Annotated in this window: 22 protein-coding genes; 16 read left to right on the top strand and 6 right to left on the bottom strand. The window is 64.8% G+C overall.

Annotated elements, in window-relative coordinates:
* The first annotated feature begins 54 nt into the window (after positions 1 to 54).
* From ACEQXE_RS09225 to ACEQXE_RS09180, 10 genes are all read left to right on the top strand, one after another.
* Positions 55 to 1,515 carry a lipopolysaccharide biosynthesis protein gene (locus tag ACEQXE_RS09225; RefSeq protein WP_370178728.1) on the top strand — a complete coding sequence of 487 codons (1,461 nt, stop codon included), beginning with the start codon at positions 55 to 57 and terminating at the stop codon, positions 1,513 to 1,515.
* A gap of 101 nt (positions 1,516 to 1,616) precedes the next feature.
* Positions 1,617 to 3,338: a von Willebrand factor type A domain-containing protein gene (locus ACEQXE_RS09220; protein WP_370178726.1), complete on the top strand. Its 1,722-nt coding sequence runs from the start codon at positions 1,617 to 1,619 to the stop codon at positions 3,336 to 3,338.
* Between the two features lie 38 nt (positions 3,339 to 3,376).
* A complete protein-coding gene (locus ACEQXE_RS09215) occupies positions 3,377 to 4,114 on the top strand; it encodes an OmpA family protein (RefSeq protein ID WP_370178657.1) in 738 nt (245 codons plus the stop codon).
* A gap of 18 nt (positions 4,115 to 4,132) precedes the next feature.
* A complete protein-coding gene (locus tag ACEQXE_RS09210; protein ID WP_370178656.1) occupies positions 4,133 to 4,270 on the top strand; it encodes a hypothetical protein in 138 nt (45 codons plus the stop codon).
* 15 nt (positions 4,271 to 4,285) lie between these two features.
* The gene (locus tag ACEQXE_RS09205) at positions 4,286 to 4,903 is read left to right on the top strand and encodes a hypothetical protein (RefSeq protein ID WP_370178654.1); all 618 of its coding nucleotides are present in this window, start codon (positions 4,286 to 4,288) and stop codon (positions 4,901 to 4,903) included.
* Between the two features lie 100 nt (positions 4,904 to 5,003).
* Positions 5,004 to 5,414 carry a response regulator gene (locus ACEQXE_RS09200; protein ID WP_370178653.1) on the top strand — a complete coding sequence of 137 codons (411 nt, stop codon included), beginning with the start codon at positions 5,004 to 5,006 and terminating at the stop codon, positions 5,412 to 5,414.
* 106 nt (positions 5,415 to 5,520) lie between these two features.
* A complete protein-coding gene (locus tag ACEQXE_RS09195; RefSeq protein WP_370178651.1) occupies positions 5,521 to 6,696 on the top strand; it encodes an acyl-CoA dehydrogenase in 1,176 nt (391 codons plus the stop codon).
* 180 nt (positions 6,697 to 6,876) lie between these two features.
* Positions 6,877 to 7,527, top strand: a complete 651-nt coding sequence (maiA, locus tag ACEQXE_RS09190; RefSeq protein WP_370178650.1) for a maleylacetoacetate isomerase — start codon at positions 6,877 to 6,879, stop codon at positions 7,525 to 7,527.
* Positions 7,524 to 8,534 carry a fumarylacetoacetate hydrolase family protein gene (locus ACEQXE_RS09185; RefSeq protein ID WP_370178649.1) on the top strand — a complete coding sequence of 337 codons (1,011 nt, stop codon included), beginning with the start codon at positions 7,524 to 7,526 and terminating at the stop codon, positions 8,532 to 8,534. The genes maiA and ACEQXE_RS09185 overlap by 4 nt, the downstream gene beginning before the upstream one ends.
* Positions 8,534 to 9,058 carry a DUF421 domain-containing protein gene (locus ACEQXE_RS09180; RefSeq protein WP_370178646.1) on the top strand — a complete coding sequence of 175 codons (525 nt, stop codon included), beginning with the start codon at positions 8,534 to 8,536 and terminating at the stop codon, positions 9,056 to 9,058. Before ACEQXE_RS09185 ends, ACEQXE_RS09180 begins: the two co-directional genes overlap by 1 nt.
* On the opposite strand, the gene ACEQXE_RS09175 is transcribed toward ACEQXE_RS09180, so the two are convergent.
* On the bottom strand, positions 9,046 to 11,076 hold the full coding sequence (locus tag ACEQXE_RS09175) for a TonB-dependent receptor (protein ID WP_370178644.1): 2,031 nt from the start codon (positions 11,074 to 11,076) through the stop codon (positions 9,046 to 9,048). The two genes, ACEQXE_RS09180 and ACEQXE_RS09175, sit on opposite strands and share 13 nt — an antisense overlap.
* 101 nt (positions 11,077 to 11,177) lie before the next feature.
* On the opposite strand from ACEQXE_RS09175, the gene ACEQXE_RS09170 reads away from it, so the two are divergent.
* The 5 genes from ACEQXE_RS09170 to ACEQXE_RS09150 are packed head-to-tail and all read left to right on the top strand — an operon-like array spanning position 11,178 to position 18,054.
* Positions 11,178 to 12,701, top strand: coding sequence for a flavin-containing monooxygenase (locus tag ACEQXE_RS09170; protein WP_370178725.1), 1,524 nt, complete (start codon positions 11,178 to 11,180; stop codon positions 12,699 to 12,701).
* Positions 12,702 to 12,705: 4 nt separating this feature from the next.
* Positions 12,706 to 13,464 (top strand): competence/damage-inducible protein A, encoded by a 759-nt coding sequence (locus ACEQXE_RS09165; protein WP_370178642.1) that lies wholly within the window; start codon positions 12,706 to 12,708, stop codon positions 13,462 to 13,464.
* Between the two features lie 50 nt (positions 13,465 to 13,514).
* Positions 13,515 to 14,492: a hypothetical protein gene (locus tag ACEQXE_RS09160; RefSeq protein ID WP_370178640.1), complete on the top strand. Its 978-nt coding sequence runs from the start codon at positions 13,515 to 13,517 to the stop codon at positions 14,490 to 14,492.
* Positions 14,492 to 15,406, top strand: a complete 915-nt coding sequence (locus ACEQXE_RS09155) for a GNAT family N-acetyltransferase (protein ID WP_370178638.1) — start codon at positions 14,492 to 14,494, stop codon at positions 15,404 to 15,406. Before ACEQXE_RS09160 ends, ACEQXE_RS09155 begins: the two co-directional genes overlap by 1 nt.
* A 56-nt stretch (positions 15,407 to 15,462) precedes the next feature.
* On the top strand, positions 15,463 to 18,054 hold the full coding sequence (locus ACEQXE_RS09150) for a DUF2339 domain-containing protein (RefSeq protein WP_370178636.1): 2,592 nt from the start codon (positions 15,463 to 15,465) through the stop codon (positions 18,052 to 18,054).
* Positions 18,055 to 18,126: 72 nt separating this feature from the next.
* Here ACEQXE_RS09150 and ACEQXE_RS09145 read toward each other — a convergent pair whose 3' ends face one another.
* The 4 genes from ACEQXE_RS09145 to ACEQXE_RS09130 all read right to left on the bottom strand — a co-directional run bounded on the left by ACEQXE_RS09145 (position 18,127) and on the right by ACEQXE_RS09130 (position 20,240).
* Complete coding sequence (locus tag ACEQXE_RS09145) at positions 18,127 to 18,297, bottom strand: hypothetical protein (RefSeq protein WP_372520164.1); 171 nt, start codon at positions 18,295 to 18,297, stop codon at positions 18,127 to 18,129.
* A gap of 202 nt (positions 18,298 to 18,499) precedes the next feature.
* Positions 18,500 to 19,195, bottom strand: coding sequence for a 50S ribosomal protein L1 (rplA, locus tag ACEQXE_RS09140; protein ID WP_370178634.1), 696 nt, complete (start codon positions 19,193 to 19,195; stop codon positions 18,500 to 18,502).
* A 3-nt stretch (positions 19,196 to 19,198) separates the two neighbouring features.
* Positions 19,199 to 19,630, bottom strand: coding sequence for a 50S ribosomal protein L11 (rplK, locus tag ACEQXE_RS09135; RefSeq protein WP_370178633.1), 432 nt, complete (start codon positions 19,628 to 19,630; stop codon positions 19,199 to 19,201).
* Positions 19,631 to 19,910: 280 nt separating this feature from the next.
* Positions 19,911 to 20,240, bottom strand: a complete 330-nt coding sequence (locus ACEQXE_RS09130; protein WP_370178631.1) for a hypothetical protein — start codon at positions 20,238 to 20,240, stop codon at positions 19,911 to 19,913.
* Between the two features lie 252 nt (positions 20,241 to 20,492).
* On the opposite strand from ACEQXE_RS09130, the gene ACEQXE_RS09125 reads away from it, so the two are divergent.
* Positions 20,493 to 21,185, top strand: a complete 693-nt coding sequence (locus ACEQXE_RS09125) for a CPBP family intramembrane glutamic endopeptidase (protein WP_370178629.1) — start codon at positions 20,493 to 20,495, stop codon at positions 21,183 to 21,185.
* Positions 21,186 to 21,203: 18 nt separating this feature from the next.
* Here the strand turns inward: ACEQXE_RS09125 and ACEQXE_RS09120 are convergent, their stop codons facing one another.
* A complete protein-coding gene (locus ACEQXE_RS09120) occupies positions 21,204 to 22,760 on the bottom strand; it encodes an alpha-L-fucosidase (RefSeq protein WP_370178628.1) in 1,557 nt (518 codons plus the stop codon).
* Positions 22,761 to 22,973: the final 213 nt, after the last annotated feature.

Here is a 22,973-nt window from a genome sequence, read left to right as displayed (position 1 = left end):
CCCGCTCCCGAGCAAGCGGGCCGCGCCACGAGCGGCACAGGCCCGAGCGCAGACATGGCTGCGCTTGCCCGCGGCGGGCGGACCAATTTCTTCGGCTTCCTGATCCGGCTGGCCGCGCGCATCCCGTTCCTGTTCATTGCCGGGCGGCTTTACGGGGACGACATGCTGGGCCGCTTCGCTGCTGCGCTGGTGGTGGTCGAACTGGCCAGCCAGGTCGCGGTGCTGGGCCAGAAACGCGGGCTCGCGCAGCAATTGAGCGAGGATGACGAGCGCCCGCCCTCGCACATCGTGGCCGATGCCATAGTGCTCAGCATCATAACCTCGCTCGCCTTCACGGCGTTGTTCGTGGCCTTTCCGCAGCCGATGTTCCCCAACGGCGCCAATGGCGACCTGTCGTGGCTGCTGGTGCTGACCATCCTGCCTTACGCGCTGACCGAGGTCGCGCTGGCCGCCTGCGCCTATCGCTACGATATCGGCGCGACCGTGCGCAGCCGCGCAGTGGTGGAACCGTGGGTACTCTCGATTGCCACGGGCGCGCTGTTCTTCGTGGTGCCCGACAGCGGGCTCGAGATTGCCTACGTGATATCGATCGTCGCCGCTTCTTTCGCCGCCATCATGCCCGCGATACGGCACTACGGCATGCCCCACGAATGGACCCCGCACCCGGTGCGCGTTTTCCGGCTGGCCATGCGCAACCTGCCGCTGGCCGGAGCCGACGCCATCGAGTGGGGCACGCGCAAGCTCGACCTTGCCATCCTCGCGCAATTCGCCACGCCCGCGCAGGTCGGCGTCTATTACGCGGTGCAACAGGTCGCCACGCTGCCGCAGAAGCTGAAGACCAGTTTCGACCCGATCCTGGGCCCGGTCATCACCGCCGCGCTGAAAGTGGGCGACCGCTCGGCCATCGCCAAGCAGGTGTGCCAGGTCGGCTTCTGGATCGTCGCGATGCAGGCAGGCGTCGCGCTCGCCCTCGCGCTTCCCGGCGAGGCGGTGATGGGCCTGCTGGGGCCGGACTTCGTCAGCGGCACCGGCGCGCTCTCGATCCTGCTGGTGGCCGAAGTGGTCGCCGCGCTGGCGGTCGTCTCGGAAAGCGCGCTCATCTACATTGCGCGCATGCGCAACCTGATCGTGTCGCTGATCACGATCCTGTTCCAGGCGGTGCTGACCATCGGCCTCATGGTCGCCATCGACGCCTATGATCTCCCCGAATTCTGGCGCATGCCCGCCGCTGCAGTCGCGCTGGCGTTGGCGCTGGCAGGCGCAAGCATCACCAAGAGCATCATGCTGGGCCGCATCCTTGGCGAAACGGTCAACAATTTCCGCTGGGCACTGGTGCTGGCGGCGATCCCTGCAGCGGCAGTGGGCTGGGGCGCCACGCAGCTGCCCGAATGGCTGGAACTGATTGTCGGGATCCCGGCAATCCTGGCGACTTACGGAACGATCATCTGGTTCTTCGGCTTCGGCCCGGAAGACCGCGTGCTGTTCCGCCGCAACATCACGCAGGAAGAGACATGACCGGCTGGCGACCGGAGCATTCAGAGGTCGTTCACGGGCCGGGCGAGAGCCTTGAGCCCGTCACCCAAAGATAAACCAAGGGGAGTACTGGTGCGATGGGGATGAAGAATATTGCAGTCGTAGCGATTGTCAGCGTCGGGCTCGCCGGATGTGCGACGACCGACCAGAGCGACGAGATTGTTCTGACTGGCGGCAAGGTTAGCCAGGATCGCAACACCCCTCCGCCACCGCCACCGCCGCCACCGCCTCCTCCTCCGCCTCCGCCACCATCGCCGTCAGCTAGAGTATACGATTTTTCGAGCTCGCAGACGGGGGTAGCGCTCAACGTCCAAGGATTGGCGGAGTCCGTGCCGGAAGGCGAACCACAGCAGTCCACCTCGCCCGACCTGCGCTATGTGCCTTCGATCGTTGTGCCGACACAGCCCGACCGGGAGCGGTATGACGGCAAGGAGGTGTCCGAAGTTGCGGTGACGCTCGAAAAGCCTGTCTCCACCTTCTCGGTCGATGTCGACACAGGCTCCTATTCCAATGCGCGCCGCATGCTTACCGACGGGGAGCTGCCGCGTGAGTCCGCCGTGCGGACCGAGGAATTCGTCAACTACTTCCGCTACGACTATGCGCGCCCGACCAGCGCCGATGCCGCGCCCTTCACAGTCAACATGGATGTCGCGCAGACCCCGTGGAATGCGCAGACGCGACTCGTGCGGATCGGACTTGCCGGATACGACGCGCCCAAGGAAGAACGGCCCGCGGCCAACCTCGTCTTCCTGCTCGACGTATCGGGCTCGATGAGTTCGCGCGACAAGCTGCCGCTGGTGCAGACTGCGATGAAGACGCTGGTCAACCGGCTGACGCCGAAGGATCGCGTGTCCATCGTGGTCTATGCGGGTGCGGCGGGCCTCGTGCTCGAACCGACCAGCGATTCGCGTGAGATCATGGCCGCGCTCGACGATCTGCAGGCTGGCGGGTCGACCGCCGGTGGTGCGGGCCTCGAACTGGCCTATCGCGTGGCGGAAGCCAGCAAGGTCGATGGCATCAACCGCGTGATCCTGGCGACCGATGGCGATTTCAACGTCGGCCTGTCGGACAACGACGCGCTGCTCGAATATGTCGAGAACAAGCGCAAGAACGGCATCAGCATGACCGTGCTCGGCTTCGGGCGCGGCAATATCAACGAAGCGCTGATGGAGCAGATCGCGGACCGCGGTAACGGCAATTACGGCTATATCGACAGCGCGATCGAGGCGCGCAAGGTGCTGGGCGAACAGCTGGGCGCGACCTTGTTCACCATCGCCAAGGACGTAAAAGTGCAGGTCGAGTTCAACCCGGCGGTGGTCAGCCAGTACCGCCTGATCGGGTACGAGAACCGCATCCTGCGTGAAGAGGACTTCAACAACGACGCGGTCGATGCGGGCGATATCGGATCGGGCCACCAGGTGACCGCGATCTACGAGGTCGTGCCCGCAGGTCAGGATGGGTGGATCCCCGGCCGCCGCTATCAGGATCGCATCCCGCAGGCGGCTTCCGGGCAGGCGAGCGAAGCGGCCTATGTCAAACTGCGCTACAAGCAGCCCGATAGCGACACCTCGACCCTGATCGAACAGGTCCTGCCCGCCAGCCGTCTCGCCAATGCGCCCGTGCCGCAGGGGGACTTCGCCTTCGCTACGGCAGTGGCGGCGTTCGCGCAGAAACTGCGTGGAGACACCCTGCTCGACGATTTCCCATACACGGCGGTCCGCAGCCTCGCAGGGCAGCAGAGCGACTTCTACCGGCAGGAATTCATCAAGCTGGTGGGCGTTGCCGAGGGACTGGACCAGCCCTGAGGGTTTTCTAACCGCTTGGCTCTGGTTATCGGGGCGGGGTGAGCAATCGCCCCGCCCTTTCAGTTTTTGCAGGCGCACTGCTGGTATGTGCGATGGCGCTGTTCGTCGCGAGCCAGACCGCAACCGGATTCACTAACCGCCTCGCCGCGCAGGTGAGGGCACTTCCCGAACAGGGCAGCGACCCCGCTGTGGACGTGCGGTTCGTCAATGCGCGCGGCTGGCCCACCCGCCACCCGATGCTGACCCCTCGGCGCGACCTGAGCGAGCTTGAGCGTGTGCGCATCGCGCAGGCCATCGCCGATATTCCCGGTATGGGCGGTGTCCACTGGACCGATGGGACGATGCTCGCGGGTTCCGACACCAATATCGAACTGCTCAGGTGCGAGAACGACCTGCTGACCGTGATGGCGGGGCGCACGATCCGGTTCGAGGAATCGTCGGCAGACTTTATTCCCGGCAGCGAGGAAGTGCTCGACGAACTCGCCGCGGCCATGCGCCCATGCGTGGGGGCGATCGTCGCGATTTCCGGGCACACGGACACCTCGGGTTCTCCGCAGGTCAATCTCGCACTTTCGCAGGACCGCGCGCAGATGGTGCGGCGCGAACTGGTCGACCGGGGCATCCCGGCGCAGAACCTGCGCGCAACCGGCTATGGCTCGTCGCGCCCGGTGCGCGGGCTGGACCCGGCGGACCCGGCCAATCGCCGCATCGAGTTCCGCGTAGTCGCCACTGAAAAGACCCGCCCCACTCCCATCGATACGCCGGCGGCACGGTAAGGCGGAGCGCGAGGACCAATGGCCTATTCCATCGAACTGATTGTGCTGGCGCTCGCCGGATATGCGCTCGGCCTCGGGCTGGGCGCGCTGGCGCACGTGGTTTGGACTTTGCGTGGCCCGGACTTTCGCGTTAATGCGGGAGAAAGAAAACGATAGAGAGGCGTAACCTGGATGATTGAACTGATCGAAGCCAACTGGCTGCTGATCCTGCTGGCCGTGCTGGTCGGCTTTGTGGTTGCCTGGTTCCTGATGTCAGGCTCGCGCAAGACCAAGGTCACGCGCGACAAAGTCGACGAGGGCGATGCTGGCGCCAAACGCAACCAGGCGCTGATCGATGCGCCGCCAGCCGCCGCGAAGGATGCGGCGGCGCCTCCTGCCGACCCCGAACCTGCACCGGAAGTCGCCAAGCCCGCTGCAGCCAAGGTCGCCCCGGCGGTGCCGCCTGTCAGCACCGGCATGGCAGGCGCTGGCGCGGCGACGGGTGTAGCTACGAGTGCCGCAGTTGCTGAGACGAAAAAGCCCGCAAAGGCCAAAGCGCCCGCGACCGGCGATGGCGACGACCTGACCCGCCTCAAGGGCGTCGGCCCCAAGCTTGTCGCGCAACTGCACGAAATGGGCATCACGTCCTTCGCGCAGATTGCGGGATGGAGCGATGCCGATATCGACCGCATCGATGCGCAGCTTGGCCGGTTCAAGGGCCGCATCCGGCGTGACGACTGGGTCGAGCAGGCGAAACTGCTCAGCGGCGGCGATACCGCCGCATACGAAGCACGTTTCGGCAAGCTCTAGGGAACGAACGGCGCAAGAAAGTTCTTGCCAATGTGACAGTTTTGGAACGATCATGACATTTGGTCGTTCGGTTCAATTCGCGGTCGCAGTGGGAGAACGCATGGAACAGCCGATCATTCTCATCGCGGAAGACGAGCCTATCGTCGGCCTAGACCTGTGCGACACCATGCGGGAGGCCGGGTACCTGATCGAAGGGCCACACGGCGATCTCAATTCCGCAATGCTCGCCTTCCAGAAGCGCAAGCCCGATCTCGCTATCCTCGACATCCGGCTGCACGACACGGTCGTGTATCCCTTCGCCGAAAAGCTGATCGCAGAGGATGTGCCCGTCATCTTCCATTCGGGCCACCTGCCGCTGGACGAAGTGTCGGACCGTTTCCCGAACACGCTGGCGCTTTCCAAACCGTGCCCGCCGGGGGACATCATCACGCAGGTGCACCTGACGCTGCATCCCGAAGATGCCGAGATTCTCGCGCAGGCCCCTGCAGAGCGCGATATCGAACCCGCCTGATTCGCGTTTACCGACGGACCGCCTGAGGCACGGCAGGGCTTGCCGTGGCGGGCCTGCATTTGCCATGGGCCTTCTCGCAGAACAGACAAGCGAGCCCCACCCCCCCATGATCCCCTTCGACCATACCGATCCGTTCCGCCTCGACGACCAGTTGACCGAGGACGAGCGGATGATCCGCGACACCGCGCACGCATTCGCGCAGTCCGAATTGCAGCCACGCGTGATCGATGCATTCCGTGAAGAAGCGAGCGCACCCGAGCTCTTCCCCCTGATGGGGCAGGCAGGCCTGCTGGGCGCGACTATCCCCGAGGAATATGGCGGCGCGGGCGCGGGCTACGTCGCCTATGGCCTGATCGCGCGCGAGATCGAGCGGGTCGATAGCGGCTATCGTTCGATGGCGAGCGTTCAGTCCAGCCTCGTCATGTACCCTATCCATGCCTTCGGTACCGAAGAGCAACGGCAGAAGTACCTCCCGGGCCTTGCCAGCGGAGAGCTGATCGTCTGCTTCGGCCTGACCGAACCCGATGCGGGATCGGACCCAGCAGGCATGAAGACGGTCGCGAAGAAAGACGGTGACGATTACGTCATCTCGGGCAGCAAGACTTGGATCTCCAATTCACCCTTCGCCGACGTCTTCGTCGTCTGGGCCAAGAGCGAAGAGCATGGCGGCGGCATTCGCGGCTTCGTGCTGGAAAAGGGCATGGCAGGGCTTTCGGCCCCCAAGATCGAGGGCAAGCTTTCGCTGCGCGCCAGCACCACGGGCATGATCGTGATGGACGAGGTGCGCGTGCCCGCTTCGGCCATGTTCCCCGAAGTGCAGGGCCTCAAGGGTCCGTTTTCCTGCCTCAACCGTGCGCGCTACGGCATTTCGTGGGGCGCGATGGGCGCGGCGGAATTCTGCATGGCCGCCGCGCGGCAATACGGGCTCGACCGGCAGCAGTTCGGCGTCCCGCTCGCTTCCAAGCAGCTCTACCAGCTGAAGCTGGCCGACATGCTGACCGAGATCGCGCTGGGCCTGCAGGCAAGCTTACGCGTCGGCCGCCTGATGGACGAGGGCAACTGGGCGCCCGACATGGTCAGCGTGGTCAAGCGCAATAATGTCGGCAAGGCCTTGAACATCGCCCGCGTCGCGCGCGACATGCACGGCGGCAACGGGATCAGCGAGGAATATCAGGTGATCCGCCACATGGTGAACCTGGAGACGGTCAACACTTACGAGGGCACGCATGATGTCCACGCGCTGATACTGGGCCGGGCGATTACGGGCATTGCGGCGTTTTGACGGGCGCGCCTTGAAGGTAGCGCTGTCCTACATGGGCAAACAGTGCGAGAGGCGGGGAATGCACCCCGCCTCGCCCGCCCGGACCTCCACTCTTGAAAGCGCGGAACACGGGCCCGGTTTTTCGCCTTTAGACACTGTGTCACGTGTGTCAGGCCGCGCCGCTATCGAGGGGAGGATCGCATGAAACTCTACGGCTATTACCGCAGTTCGACGAGCTATCGCCTGCGCCTCGCGCTGGAGTTGAAGGGCCTTGAATACGAGAATTGCCCGGTCAACCTGCTCGAGAGCCAGCAGAAGGGCGAGGCGTTTACCAGCCGCAATCCCTTCGCCACAGTGCCGATGCTGGAGGCGGACGGAAAAGACCGCGTGCAGTCGATGGCGATCATCGAGTGGCTGGACGAGGCCTACCCCGACAATCCTCTGCTGCCGCAGGACCTCGACCAGCGGTATCTCGCGCGCGAACTCGCCTATGCCATTGCAACCGAGTTGCACGCGCCATTGAACCTGCCCGTGCTCAAGTACCTGAAGAGCGAATACGGGCAGGACCAGGTTGGCGTGGAAACATGGTACCGCCACTGGCTCGCGCGCACGCTCGTGCCGGTCGAGCAGCGCCTCGCGCAGTTGAACACCGGCGACTTCCTGTTCGATGCGCCCGGTTTCTTCGAAGTCGTGCTGATGCCGCAGATCTACAACGCCCGCCGCTTCGGCTACGACTTCTCCGATGCCCCGCACACAACCCGGATCGAAGCCGCCTGCCTCGCATTGGATGAAGTGCAACGGGCGCACCCCGATAATCAGAACGACACCCCCGAAGGAGAGAAAACCCAATGAAACTCGCCACGCTCAACGATGGAACGCGCGACGGGAAGCTGGTCGTCGTCTCGAAAGACATCACCCGCTACTGCGCGGCGGACAATATCGCGCCGACCCTGCAGGCCGCGCTCGACGACTGGGCCAACATCGCGCCCAAGCTGCAGGCGCTTTACACCGATGTCGAGCATGAGGCCGTGCCGTGCGAGCGGTTCCACGAGCGGGAGGCGCATTCGCCGCTGCCGCGCGCATACCAGTGGGCCGACGGGTCGGCCTACATCAACCACGTCGAACTGGTGAGGAAGGCACGCGGCGCCGAGGTGCCAGAGAGCTTCTATCACGATCCGCTGATGTATCAGGGGGGCAGCGACGACTTCCTCCCTCCGCGCGCCGATATCCCACTCAAGGACACGAGCTGGGGCTGCGACATGGAAGGCGAGATCGCCTGCATCACTGACGACGTGCCAATGGGCGTATCCTCGGAAGAGGCTGCCGATCACATCAAGCTGCTGATGCTGGTCAACGACGTGTCGCTGCGCGGGCTGATCCCGGGCGAGCTCGCCAAGGGCTTCGGCTTCTTCCAGTCCAAGCCTGCCACCGCCTTCAGCCCCGTGTGCGTCACGCCCGACGAGCTGGGCGATGCGTGGAAGGACAGCGTGATCCAGCGTCCGCTGATGGTCGACTACAACGGCGAACCCTTTGGTCGCGCAGACGTGGGCAAGGATGCAACCTTCAGCCTTGCCGATCTGGTCGCCCATGCGGCCAAGACGCGCAACCTGGGCGCGGGCTGCATCATCGGTTCGGGCACGATCTCTAACCAGGGGCCGGAAGGCGATCCTGGCAAGCCGGTGAGCGAAGGCGGCGCGGGCTATTCGTGCATTGCCGAGATCCGCATGATCGAGACCATCGCATCGGGCGAAGCGAAGACCCGCTTCATGCATCCGGGCGACACGGTGAAGATCTGGATGGAAGATGAACACCATCACTCGATCTTTGGCGCGATCGAGCAGAAGGTTGTCCAGGCCTGATGTTCGTCGACGAAACCTGGCTCGACATCCTGATCCGCGGCGGCATCCTGACCGTCGCGGCGCTGCTGTGGATCCTGCTGCTGGTCCGCGTTGTCGGCCTGCGCAGCTTCTCCAAGATGACCGCGTTCGATTTCGTGATGACGGTCGCCACGGGCAGCCTGCTGGCAGGTGCCGCTCAGGCCACGCAATGGTCCGGCTTCGCGCAGGCGATGATTGCACTCGCAGGCCTGTTTATGGCGCAGTGGATCATCGCGCGCCTGCGCAAGGCTTCCGAGACGGCCGAGCATGTGATTGAGAACGAGCCGGTCCTGCTGATGCAGGACGGCGTTTTCTGCGAAGAGGCGATGGAGCGCACCCGTGTCGCCCGGTCCGATATTGTCGCCAAGCTGCGCGAGGCAAACGTGCTGTCGTTCGACGAGGCTCGCGCGGTGGTGCTGGAGACCACCGGCGATATCTCGGTCCTGCATGGCGAGCGACTGGACGATGCCGTGCTGGAAGGCGTGCGCGGCGCTCAGAAACCGTAGCGCAGGCCCGCCCAGAATGTGCGCGGCGCGCCGAGGTCCAGATCGCCGCCGTCGCTGCGGGTCACGATGGGCTCATCGAACAGGTTCTCCGCCCGCAGCACGAGATTGAGCTGTCCTGCAAGCGGGACCTGCGCATATGCGCCCAGCGTGGTGAAGGCGGGGAGCACATCGGTTTCCAGGTCATCCTCGAACTGGTCGCCGACATGGCGCAGCGACAGCGCGAACCGGGTGCGGTCTGTCGGCGCGTAGGCGATGCTCGCCGCTGCCATCCAGCGCGGGCTTTGCGGCGGGGCATTGCCATCGAGCGCCTGCGATGCCCCCTCGCCCACGATCCGCGGATCGGAGAAGGAGAGATTGGCGTCGAACCGGATCGGGCCGCGCTCCACGCGCAGCCCTGCCTCGATTCCCTGCGTCTCAATGGCAGGCAGGTTCTGCCGCTGGCGCAGGTTCGCGCCGAGTGTGACATTGGCGATGGCGTTCTTCAGCCGATTGTCGAACGCGGTGAGCGAGAGGGCCACGCCTTCCGCCGGGCGCCAGTCGATGCCGGCCTCGACCCCGCGTAGCTCCTCGTTGGTGAGGTCCGCATTGGCCTGCGTCACCACCGGGAAGACCACGAACGGGCGGTAGAGTTCGTTCAAGGTCGGCAGCCGCAACCCGCTATAGGCCGCAGCACGCAGGTCGAGCGTCGGCGTGGCCCTGAACAGGGCCCCTGCACGGTACGTCAGCGTCCATTCGCTACGGTTGGCGAAGCGATCATCGGTCACCACCGCCCCGCTCGCATCGCGCTCGAAGTAGAAGCCGTCGGCAATCACCGTCCGATCGGCGCGCAACCCGCCGGTGAGGATCAGCTGTCCTACCTGCCAGTCGTCCTCTACGAACAGGCCGAGATCGCCGGTGGCACCGCCAGCGCGGCGCCGCGCGGTAATCTGGCCGGTGAAGGCGCTGATCGGCGTTTCCTGCAATTCGCCGATCGCGCGGCGATAATCGACACCGAGGCGCAGCGTGTGCGCTTTTCCAACCGGGGGGCGCACCTCGATCTTGCCGCCCAGCCCGGTCGACGGCGTATTGCGCTGGTCCAGTACGGGGACGAAGCGGCTGGAGCTGATGACAAGATTGGAGAAATTGCGTGCCTGCACATAGGCGAGCGCATCCACCTGCCAGCGCCCTCGCCCGACCAAGCGCACCGAGTAGTCCTGTCCGCTGGCCGAGGAGTCGGCGCCGTCGAAGCGCAGCGTGCGCGCATCGTCGAAGGCGAGCATCCGCGCCTGCAGTTCGAGATCGTCGGCAAGCGGCGCGACCACCCGCAGCTGGCCCGACAGGCTGTCGAACCGGGCGGGCACGCTGGCGGGCACGCGCTGGCTCTCGGGCGCGGTATGGAAACCCGGCCCGCGATCCCAGCGCACAGCGCCTGTCGCATATCCACTGCCGAGCGATGCGGCGAAGCTGCCCACCGCCTCGGTCCCGCCGCGATCGTTCACCAGCACGCTCGCGCCCAGCGGCGCCTGCAATTCGGGCGAGAGGCTCTCTACCGCGATGGTCCCCGCGAGAGCGCCCGCTCCGAACGGGCCAGAGCCGCCACCACGCGTCACTGCGATTCGGCCCACCTGCTCGGGCAGCAGCGCAGTGAAGGGGATGTGGCCGAAGAAGGGGTCGGCAACGGGCACCCCGTCCAGCGTGACGAGCGCCCGGCTGGTTGCGTTGCCACCCAGAGCGCGCAGGCTCACGCCCTGCGCGGTGGGATTGGAGGAACGGCTGTCCGACCGGCGGAATTCCTGGAAACCCGCGACACTCCCCAGCGCCTCCTCGATCCGGCCCGACGGAACCGCCAGCACCTCCTCGCGATCCACGATCACGGTGCCGTAGGCAGGGCTCGCCGGAGTATCGGGCAGTCCGCGCCCGGTTACGATCAGGATCGGCCCTTCCTCCTTGGCATTATCGCGTACAGGGTCCGTGTCCTGTGCTGCGACAGGTACGGCAAGGAGCGAAACGGAAAGCACAAAGCGGATGGTACAAATCACGTGCTATGCCCTAACCATCTTCGTTCGCCCCGTCAGCCACCCTCTCGCCATCGGAGATGGCATGCGATAGGTTGCCGATGAATACGGAGTAAGCAGACGTGATGGATTTGAACGACAGCGATTTCGACGTGCTGATCGTGGGTGCCGGTATCTCCGGCATCGGGATGGCTGCCCATCTGGAAGAGCACTGCCCGGGCAAGCGCTATGCTATTGTCGAGCGGCGTGAAAACCTGGGCGGGACGTGGGATCTGTTTCGCTATCCCGGCGTCCGGTCCGACAGCGACATGCACACGCTGGGTTTCATCTTCGAACCCTGGCGGCACGAAAAGAGCATCGCCGACGGCCCCTCCATCCTCGAATACCTCAACCGCATCGTCGACGAACGCGGGATTCGCGAGAACATGCGTTTCGGCATGCGGGTCGAGACGGCCGATTTCGACAGTGCGAGCGCGCGCTGGATCGTGACGGTCGCGACCGCACAGGGCGAACGCAAGCGGCTGACCGCGAACTGGCTCTACCTCGGATCGGGCTATTACGATTACGACGAACCCTACGATCCCGGCTTCGAACTGGGCGAATTCGCGGGCGAGGTGGTCCACCCGCAGTTCTGGCCCCAGGACCTGGCCTATGACGGGAAGAACGTGGTCGTGATCGGGTCGGGCGCGACGGCAGTCACCATCGTGCCCGCCATGGCGCAGCGCGCGGCCTCGGTCACCATGCTCCAGCGCACGCCGACCTGGATGTTCAGCCGACCGGCGCGCGATGGCCTTGCCAACTTCCTGCGCAAGGTTTTGCCGGAGAGTACCGCCTACAAGATCACCCGCTGGAAGAACGTGGTGATGCAGGATATCGGCTTCAAACGCGCGCAGACCAAGCCCGAGAAGGTGAAGGAATTCCTGACCAAGAAGATGCAAGGGCATCTGGGCGACAAATACGATGCAACCGCCTTCACCCCGCCCTACGACCCGTGGGACCAGCGCCTGTGCCTGGTGCCCGATGCCGACCTGTTCGACGCGATCAAGGATGGCAAGGCACAGGTCGTCACCGGGCGCATCGCGCGTTTTACGAAGAACGCCGTCGTGCTGGAGGATGATCGCGAGATCCCGGCAGACATTATTGTCACCGCGACCGGGCTGAAGCTGGCCATCGCCGGCAAGATCGCGATTTCGGTCGATGGCGATCCGGTCGATTTCGCGCAACGCTATTACTACAAGGGCTGCATGTTCTCGAACCTGCCGAACCTTGCGGTGGTGTTCGGCTATCTCAACGCGAGCTGGACGCTGCGGGCGGACCTCAACGCGGCCTATATTTGCGATGTCCTCAACACGATGGATGCCAAGGGCGCGGACATAGCCGTGCCGCTGCTCTCCCAACCCGAAGAGGCCGAGCTGGAAGAGGACGATATCTTCGATTTCTCGTCCGGCTATATCCAGCGTTCAAAGGCAATCATGCCGAAGAACGCGGTCAATTTCCCGTGGCGCCTCAACCAGGATTACCGGGTCGATCGCAAGCAGATGAAGAGCGATCCGATCGACGACGGCATTTTGCACTTCAAGGCGCTGCCGCATGCGCCCGCCGACGATGCTGCGCCTGCGCGGCCGACCGCAACACGCAGTGCAACCTGATCGCATGAGCGAACGTATCTGGACTGCCGGGCTCATCGTCATCGGCGACGAAATCCTGTCCGGTCGCACGCACGACAAGAATATCGCGCAGGTTGCTGCGTGGTTGCAGGTGCAGGGCATCCGTCTGGACGAGGTGCGGGTGGTTGCCGATGTGCAGGAGAGGATCGTCGAGGCGGTGGATGCCCTGCGCGCACGCAACGATTACCTGTTCACCACTGGCGGGATCGGCCCGACGCATGACGACATCACGGTGGACGCTGTCGCCGCCGCTCTGGGCGTGCCCGTGGTCGTACATCCCGAGGCGCGCGCAATCCTCGAACGCTATTATGCGGACAAGCCCGGTGGGTTGACCCAGGATCGGCTGCGCATGGCGCGCGTGCCCGAAGGCGCGGACCTGATCCCCAATCGCATGTCGGGCGCACCCGGTATCAAAATCGGTAACGTCATGCTGATGGCGGGCGTGCCGCATATCACGGCGGGCATGCTCGATGCGCTGACGGGCACGCTGGAAGGCGGCGCACCCCTGCTGAGCGAAACGATGGGGTGCTGGGCTGCCGAAAGCGAGGTCGCCTCGATCCTGCGAGAGGTAGAGCGCGCGCACGAGCAGTGCCAGATCGGCAGCTATCCGTTCTTTCGCGAAGGCAAGGTGGGCGCGAATTTCGTGATCCGATCGACCGACGCCGATGCGCTGGCGGCGTGCGCAAGAGATTTGCGCGAGGCGCTGTCCCGGGCAGGTCACGAAACCACCGCGGGCGGGATATAAGGGGCAGTCGAACCCCATCTTAACCAGGCTGGTGCTAGCGACGCATCGTCATGACGAGCGTCTATCTGACTATCGATACGGAGTACTCCTCCGCACTGGCGAACGGGCCGTGTCCGGTCGATCGCGCGGAAAACTTCGCGCGTTCGATCGCGTGCATCACACCGCGCGGCCCGGCGGGCATTACGCACAAGCTGGATTTGCTGGCCTGGTACGGACAGCGCGCGGTATTCTTCGTCGATCCCATGCCCGCCCTCATCTGGGGTGTCGCCGCGATCGAGGATGTCGTCGCGCCGATCCTGCGGGCGGGTCAGGACGTGCAGTTGCATTGCCATACCGAATGGCTCAAACTGGCCCCTCCGGGCGGCCCGCTGGCCGGGCTGGAAGGGCGCAACATCAAGGATTTCGCGTTCGAGGAGCAATGTCGCATCCTCGAATGGGCACGCGACACGCTGGTGTCGGCCGGTGCTCCGAACCCGGTCGCGTTCCGCGCGGGCAACTACGGTGCCAATCGCGATACCCTGCGCGCGCTCAAGGAAATTGGCCTGCATTTCGACAGCAGCCATACGCCGGGCATCACCGGAGGAGACAGCGACCTCGACCTGCGTCGGACCGACACGCAACCGCTCATCCACGAAGGCATCGTTGAAGTGCCCGTGTCTTGCGTGGGTGACCTGCGCGGGCGGCTGAGGCATGCGCAGGTCACCGCGCTGTCGCTGCGGGAAATGCGCGCAGCGCTGCGCCATGCCCGCGATCACCAGACGCCTACGTTCACCCTCGTTTCGCACAGTTTCGAGCTGATCAACCGACGCAGCATGGCCATCAACCGGGTTGTGCGACGCCGGTTCGAAGGTCTGTGCAAGTCGCTGCGCGATATCCGGGGCGTGCATTCCGCCGACTTCGCCAACAGCCCGCCGGTCCGGACCTTTCAGCGGGCAGAGATGCCGGTAGTGTCCCCGGCGAACCCGGTCGCAGTCGGCCTGCGCTACGCAGAGCAGGCGGTTTCGAACACGCTTTACGGGGCGCTCTAATGCCCGGCCAGAGCACGCCGATCGCGTTTACCGTCGGTGCACGAAGGGTCTTCTGCGTGAACCGCGAGCTTGAGCCAGTGGTGTTTTCGCTCGAAGAGGCACTGGCAGGATCGCTGCCTACCCTTCCACCGCTCGCCCGCGAGATCGACGGGATGCGCGTATTGTCCGCACCATTGGCGATGGCTTCGGCAATCCGGACGCGATTTCCAAACCATATCGCCGGTGCCCAGGAAGAGTTTCGCCGGCATTACATCGCGATGGATGGCAGTTTCGAGGATTACCTCGCGCAATTTTCGGGCAAGACGCGCAGCACATTGAGGCGCAAGGCGAAGAAGTTCGCGAGCGCAGACGGCGGAACGCTGGACGTGCGCGCATACCGGAGCCGCGCCGAAGTGGCGCAGTTCCTCGACCTCGCACAGCCATTGTCCCAACGGACCTACCAGGCGCGGCTGCTCGACGCGGGCCTGCCCGATAGCGAGGAGGCTCGCGCCGCGATGCTGGCGGATGCGGCGGCGGGCAACATGCGGTGCTTCGTGCTGTTCCTTGCGGGCGAGCCGGTCGCCTATCTCGCCCTCCCGGTGCGTGGCGACACGCTGGTCTATGCGCATCTGGGTTACGACCCGGCGCATGCTTCCCTATCGCCCGGAACCGTCCTCCAGATGGAGGCGCTGCGGCTGCTGTTTGCCGAAGATCGCTTTCGCTATTTCGATTTCACCGAGGGTGAAGGCACTCACAAGGCACTGTTCGGTACGCACAGCATCGCGTGCTGTTCATTCCTGCTGCTGCGCAAGACGTTCGCGAATCGCATCCTGCTCGGCGCGCGTAACGCCTTCGATGCGGGTGTCGCGCAGGTCAAGGCTATGACCCGGAACGGCGGATCGCTGGCCTCGGCCCGGAAATTGCTGCGCTCTTAAGGCTTTGCGCCCATCGTCGAACCGGCTAGCACCCTCTTGCTGGAGGGGGCGCACGGTTGGACTTTCTGCTGATCCTGATTCTGATCGCGGTCATCGCCGCCCTGTGGACCCAGTTCAGGAAGCTTGGCGCCTCTCATGCCATGCTCGAAGACCGGCTGGCTGCGCTGGAATCGCGCATTGGCCAACCCTCGGATGCATCGGCGACACCGCCAGCTACCACCCGGCCACCCGAGGCAAACGATGCAGGGCAGGATGTGCCTTGGCCGGAATTTTCTGACGCGCCGCCTACCGATAGCCCCGCGCCATCCGAGGATACCTTATCCGATACGATAGCCAAGGACATAGCCGGGCAGACACCGCCCGCCACCACGCAGGAGCAGGTCGAAGAGCCTGCCGCCAAGGGCTTCGATTTCGAAGAACTGTTCGGACGTCACCTGCCGATCTGGGCGGGTGGGATCACGCTCGCGATCGGTGGCATCTTCCTTGTCCGGCTGGCAATCGAGAGCGGATTGATGACGCCGCCCGTGCGTGTCGCGACGAGCTTCGTGTTCGGCATCCTGTTACTGGTCGCGGCGGAGCTTGCCCATCGCTTCGAAGCGCAGCTGGCCGATCCGCGCGTGCGGCAGGCACTGGCAGGCGCGGGGCTGGCGACGCTTTATGCCGCGTTCTACCTCGCCGGGTCGGTATACGAACTGATCGGTCCGGGTGTGGCGTTCGGCGGGCTGGCGCTGGTGACGGCCATCGCACTGGCCCTCGCGTTCCGGTTCGGCCTGCCGACCGCGCTGCTGGGCCTCGTGGGCGGTTTCGCGACACCCGCGATGGTCTCCAGCGACAATCCCAACCTGCCACTGCTCACCTTTTACCTTGCGCTGCTGGCGGCAGGGATCGCCTATACCGGCCAGCGAATGGGCGCCGCATGGTTGGGGCTGGCGGCACTCCTCGGCGGGTTCGGATGGGGCGCATTCGTGCTCTCCGCCCTCCCCGCCGACACCGGCGATTTCCTGGCCTCGGGCATGTACCTCGTCGTCCTCGGCACCGCGATCCCCGCCATTGCTTTGCGCGGATCGCAATCGGCCTCCTGGAGCTATACCGCCGCAGCGGCGATGGCGAGCATCCAACTGGCCGTGCTCCTGATGGTCGACCAGTTCAGTCTGCTGGTCTGGGGCATCTTCCTGCTGCTGTTGCTGGTGCTGGCGGTGCTGGGCTGGCGCGAGCCTGCGATCCGTCGTGGGGGAGGCTTTGCTGCGGCGGTCGGTGTGCTGCTGCTGGCCATTGCCGACGCATCGTCGCGCGACTTTACGCTGGTAGCCGCGGGGCTGGCAGTGTTGACGGTGGCGGTGCCGATTGCGCTCGCCCGCTTCGGCGATCCTCGGGAAGAGGACCGCTGGCAGGCCATCCTCGTACCACCCGCGCTCGCGGCAATCGCGATCTGGCAGTTTCATGCCGGCGAAGGGCTGCAGCCCCTGTTCGCGCTCGGGATCGTCACGCTTGGCGGGTTCGCCGTCGGCGCGGCCGCGATATTCGAGAGAGCCGCATCGGTAGAGCGCTTTTCCTGGGGTCACGCCGGTGCCATCGCGCTGACGGTCTATCTCGCGCTCATGGCGCTGCTTCCCCATAGTGCCATCGGCTGGTCGCTCGCGCTGGTGGCGGCTGTGACACTTTTCACCCTGCAGAAATGGTATCACAGCGCGCTGGCATTGCTCCTCATCGCAGCGGGCTGGGCCGTGCCGACCATCGCTATCTGGTCCTCCGCATTGACACCGTCGCTGGCAGGCATTCCCGCACCCGCGACTGAGCTTCCCTCGCTTGCCTCGGTCGGCAATCGACTGGTGCCCGTCGCCCTGCTCGCGGCGCTGGCTAGCTGGCGGCTGTCGGCGGACCGACGCGAGCTACGCATCGTCTGCGGCGCCATCGCGCTCGTACTGGCGGTCGTCATCGCGCATGTGCTGTTCCGCCAGCTCTTCCCGCTCCTGCAGCCGGACGATTTCGCGGCGCACGGCCTGATCGAGCGGACGCTCTGGCAGGGCCTTTTGCTGGGGGCAGGATACGGCCTGCTCACCCTTGCCAACCGGCGTTCGCTGGCATGGGCGCGCTGGGCCGGAGGAGCGCTGGTCGCGGTTTCCCTCGCCCATTTCGCCTGGTTCGGCCTCCTGCTGCACAACCCGCTGTGGGATGCGCAGGCGGTGGGCAGCGTGCCGGTCGCGAACCTGCTGCTCCCCTCTTACGTGATCGGTGCGATTGCCGCCTGGCTTGTAGGCCGCGAGATCGAGCGGACGAGGCCGGGATGGGGGCGCGGTGCAGGCGACATTGTGCTGATGACACTGGCGCTGCTTTTCGCGCTCAGCAGCTTGCGTCAGGCCTTTGCCGGATCGGTGCTCGTTACCGCACCGATGGGTGCGACCGAGGACCTGCTGCGATCGCTGCTCGGCATTGTCGTCGCGCTCGCCTTCCTCGGCTGGGGCTGGTGGCGCAAGCAGAAACGCTGGCGGGTCGGGTCGCTCGTCCTGATGCTGCTGGCGGTGGCGAAGGTGTTCCTCATCGATGCCGCCGGGCTCGACGGGTTGCTGCGCGTCGCAAGCTTCCTCGCGCTGGGTTTCAGCCTGATCGGTATTGGCTGGATTTACAGTCGGCTGCTGCGATCCGGTTAAAAGCGCACTTCCCGATCTCAAAGGTCGATGAGACCGACCGGACTGGTTCTCCGTGGCACGATGCTAATCCTGTCACTCGCGTGGGGCGGTTTCAGGATCTTCTTCTTGCAGTTTTCGGGCCCCTTCATCGGCCCTGCGCACAGCCCCGGGGCTAGCCTGCCGGTTCTTCCACCACACGTAGATGATGGTCGCGAGCAAGAGCGCAGGCAAAATGATCGCCGCGATAATATAGGCTGTTCCCATTGGATGGCTCCTCTTTCTTCACTCATCCAATGTTTCGGAGAGGCCCTTTCTCCCAGAATACGAAAAAAAGGGCCGGGGGAGCGATCCCCCGGCCCTTCTGGACGTTTCGTAATCCCCTGCGAGAACAGGGGTATCTTGAAGACTGGCATCGCCGGTCGGCATGGGGTTCCCGCTTCCGCAGGAACTCACACCAGGGCGAAAATTACGCGCCTTCGACTTCCGTGAGGTCGATCTTCAGGCCCGGGCCCATCGAGGAGGTCAGCGTGACCTTCTTGACGAACTTGCCCTTCGCGCCCGACGGCTTGGCTTTCAGGATCGCGTCGGTGAAGGCCTTGAAGTTGGTCTTCAGGTCTTCGTCCTTGAAGGAGAGCTTGCCGATGCCCGAGTGGATGATGCCCATCTTCTCGACCCGGAATTCGACCTGTCCGCCCTTGGCGTCCTTCACGGCCTGCTCCACGTTCGGGGTGACGGTGCCCAGCTTCGGGTTCGGCATCAGGCCCTTGGGGCCCAGCACCTTACCGAGACGACCGACCACACCCATCATGTCGGGCGTCGCGATCACGCGATCATAGTCGAGATTGCCGGCCTGCATGTCTTCCATCAGGTCTTCGGCGCCGACCTTGTCGGCACCTGCGGCCAGCGCCTTGTCGGCATTGTCGCCCTTGGCGAACACGGCGACCTTCACGTCCTTGCCCGTGCCCGAAGGCAGCGCGACCATGCCGCGGACCATCTGGTCTGCGTGGCGCGGATCGACGCCGAGGTTCATCGCGATTTCGACCGTCTCGTCGAACTTCGCCTTATGCTCGCGCAGAGTGGAGAGCGCCTCGTCGAAGGTGTACAGCTTTTCTGCGTCCAGCTTCTCGGCCAGCGTCTTCTGCTTCTTGGTCAAAGTAGCCATCGGTTAGCCCTCCACCACTTCGATGCCCATCGAACGGGCGGAACCGGCGATGATCTTGACCGCCTGGTCGACGTCGTTCGCGTTCAGATCCTTCATCTTCGCTTCGGCGATTTCGGCCAGCTGCGACTTCTTGATCGAACCGATGATGTTCTTGCCCGGCTCCTTGGAACCCGACTTGATCTTCATCGCCTTCTTGATGAGGAAGCTCGCGGGCGGCGACTTCGTGACGAAGGTGAAGCTGCGATCCGCATAGACCGTGATCTTGGTCGGGATCGGCGCACCCTTTTCCATGTCCTGCGTGGCGGCGTTGAACGCCTTGCAGAATTCCATGATGTTGACACCGCGCTGACCCAGCGCAGGGCCGATCGGCGGCGAGGGATTGGCGGTGCCGGCGGGCACCTGAAGGTTGATGTAACCTTCGATCTTCTTGGCCATGATGGCCTCCTTTTTCTCACTATCGGCACCGCTTTCACGGCGCCTCATGGTAAGCGGTCAGACGGGGAGCGTAACGCGCCCCTCCCGCATGGATTTCCCGAACTGTCGAATGGGAAAGCGCGCACTTAGCGAAAACCGCGGCAATTGCAAGCATTGCCTCGCGCAATGGGTAGCGCCGCGCCCCTTCCGTATCACCAAGATGGGCGCACGCCGGAGACCGACGCACGCCCATCCGTCTGGGGATCGGCTTTCCGACCGGCCGATCCGCCAAGGGTAACGGTCAGGGCTCGCCCGCCGCGCCGTAATCGTCCTGCGAGCCGCCATCGTCCGTCGGCTCGTCGGTGATGTACTCGCCTGCTGCATCGTAGTCGTCCTGCGACCCGCCGCTATCGGTGGGCTCGTCGGTCACCTTGGGGCGCTTGGGTGACGCCTTGGTCTTGGCCGTTTTCGCCGCTTCGAGCTCCGGCAGGTCCTGCGACGATCCATCGTCGACACCCAGGTCATCGACCGCCGGATACTCTTCCTCGGCCGTGTCGACGGCTTTCTCGCCACAACCGACCATTGTGAATGCACCGAGAATTATCAAAGGCTTGAAAATATCGACTCGCATGAGCTTCCCCCTCGTCAAGAATGACGGGCGAGCATTATCACTGGCCAATACAGGGGAATATGGAGTTCGTGAGGGTACTGGTAGAATTGCTAGGCTGCTGGAGAATGGATTGCACAGGCGCGGTTTAGGTGGGCTCGCTCCGTCCCATCCCGGACATGGCGCATCACGAGCGGGTTGCATTGAAGCAGCCACTTCTTCAGGCTGACATCCAAGATGATGCAGCGCGCCCTAGCCAGAAACCGCCTTCGTCGATTGAGCTGGCTGCGCTTCCTGCTGCAGTTGGCGACCGTGGCTCTCGCGTATTTCGTGGCGAGCATTCCGCCGATCCTCCTCTTCGGTAAAACCAACGCAGGCATGCTGGGCTCGGTGGTGCTGAGCATGGTCGCAGCGCTCGTGGTTGCACGGTTCTGGCTGTCGCGCGACGGGTGCCTCAAGCATGCATGGAGCCTGCGCCCACCCGAGAATATCTCGCGCACGCTAGCCCTCGCAGCGCTGGGAACCGGTGTCATCATTGCGCTCTTCGCGGTAGGCGCCGCGGTCATCGACGCGCTGGGCCTGCCTCCGATCGATGTCAGCATGGTCCTGGCATATGTGACGCAGGGCCCGATCAGCTTCATGCTGTGGGTTGTCTTGGTCGCATGGTTTGCCGCAGGCCTTGGCGAGGAGCTGCTCTATCGCGGATTCCTGCTGGACCGGCTGATGCGATTGCGCGGGATGCGCGGCCGCAAATGGCCCGCCGCAATTATCCAGGCGGCGCTGTTCGGCCTACCGCACCTCTATCAGGGCTGGGGCGGCGTGCTGGTAACAGCCTCCATCGGACTGTTTCTCGCGTGGTTGCGCTTCGCGAACAGGGGCAACCTGTGGGCGTGCATCCTCGCCCACGGCGCGGTCGACACGATCATGCTGAGCCTCGCCTACAGCCAGAGCCTGGGCTGGCTGCGCTGAGCCCGGGAGGCCTCGGCGTTACCCCGCCAGCCCGCGTCCTTCGATCCTGAGCACCGGCACCATTGAATCCGCATCGAAGCCTGTGGGGTCGAGACGCAGGCTATCGGTGCCCTGCACGAAGGGGACCGGGCCGCCACCCATGCGCTCCACGCTCTCCACCCGGGCACCGCCGAGCGGGCCAGTGCCCAGCTCGGGCAGGACGAGCGGACCCGATTCCGGCGCGCGTAGCAGAGCGAACACAGTGGCCCCCTTACGCGTATAGCGGACCCCGCCGCCAGCCTCGCCACCGAAGCTGCGCCACGGTCGCGAGCCCCTGATCGCGGCCTCGCCCTCGCGCGCCATCCATGTGCCAAGCGCGCCAAGGATCGCGCGTTCCTCGCTATCGAGCGTGCCCTCTCCGCGCACCGGTATCGACAGCAGGAGCGTGCCGTTCTTCGAGACCACATCGGCCAGCTGCCAAATCACATCGCGCGCCGGGACGTAGCTTTTTTCCAGAAACCGTGCGCGGTTGTAATGCCAGTCGCCGATGCAGGTCGCCGCTTGCCACGGCTCGGGCTCGATCTGTTCGGCCACCTTGCGTTCGAGATTGGGGATCGTGCCCTGATCGCGGGTAAAGCCCGCGCTCATCACGCCGCTGAAAGTGCCGCTGCGCGCGATGGCGCGATTGTAGAAATGCGCAGCAGCCATAACGCCGATGTCGCCGAAGGGCAGGCTGTAGCCATCCTGGTAGAGGAAATCGGGCTCGTAGCGCTCGACCAGCGCCATCTGCCGCGCCAGCCAGTTGCTGGCGAAGGCGACCCCTTGTGGCGGTATCGTCTCGACCCACTGGCCAGAATTCGCATCGTGCCACGCGCGCATGGCCGCAGGACTGTCGAGCCCATCGGGCGGAACCTGTCGCGGGCCGGTGTAGAGCACCTGCGGGTCGAGCCCTTCCCACGCAGTCCCCGCGCCATCTTCTGTACGCAGGCGAAAGGCGTCGTAACGCTCGCCCTTGCGCGGACCGGTAGTGTCGTAGCCGTAGGCGGTCTGCCACCAGTGCCAAGCATGGCTGGCATGGTTGCTCACCCCGAACGGAAGGCCGAGACGCCGCGCCGCCGCCGCCCAGCCGCCGACCACATCGCGCTGCGGCCCGATCCGCGCCGAATGCCACGCGTGATGAGGAGTGGGAAAGAGATCGAGATTGTCGTGGTGGCAGGCCATTGCGACGAGGAAGCCCGCGCCCGCATCCTTGTAGGCGGCGAAGATCTCGTCCGGGTCCCAAGCCTGCGCGCGCCAGTCGGAAATCACGTCGATGAAGCCGTGATCGGCGGGATGCCCGTATTGATCGCGGTGGATAGCCGCCTGCCTCTCGTCCTGCAGATAGAGGAGCCGCCCGTACCAGTCCCCCGCCTCGGGCGCGCATTGCGGGCCCCAGTGCGCCCACAGGCCCAGCTTGGCATCCCGGTACCAGTCGGGCACCTCGTATGCCTCGCGCAGCCCCTCCGGCGTGGCGGCAACCGGACCCACCAGATTCGCACGCAAAGGCGCGGGCAGGCCCAGCACTGCCGCCAGTCCGAGCACGTCCCTTCGCCGCATTTCCCTCTCCACCTTGCACGCGCGGCGTTGCATTTGCCGCGTCGTGAGGCATGGTAGCGCAACCATCGGGGAGGGAAAGGTTGCGTTTGGCGCAGCTGCTGAGGTTCGGGGCCGTGCTGCGGCTCGGCATCGCCATGCCGATGCAGGCGGGCGCGCACACGCCGCTGCCGCGGTTCGAAAGCGGAGGCGAGCACCCTGCCTTGCTGGTCGATG

The sequence above is a fragment of the Alteriqipengyuania sp. genome (assembly GCF_964222115.1).
Lineage (GTDB): Bacteria > Pseudomonadota > Alphaproteobacteria > Sphingomonadales > Sphingomonadaceae > Alteriqipengyuania.
This window is presented reverse-complemented; position numbering and strand designations above follow the sequence as displayed.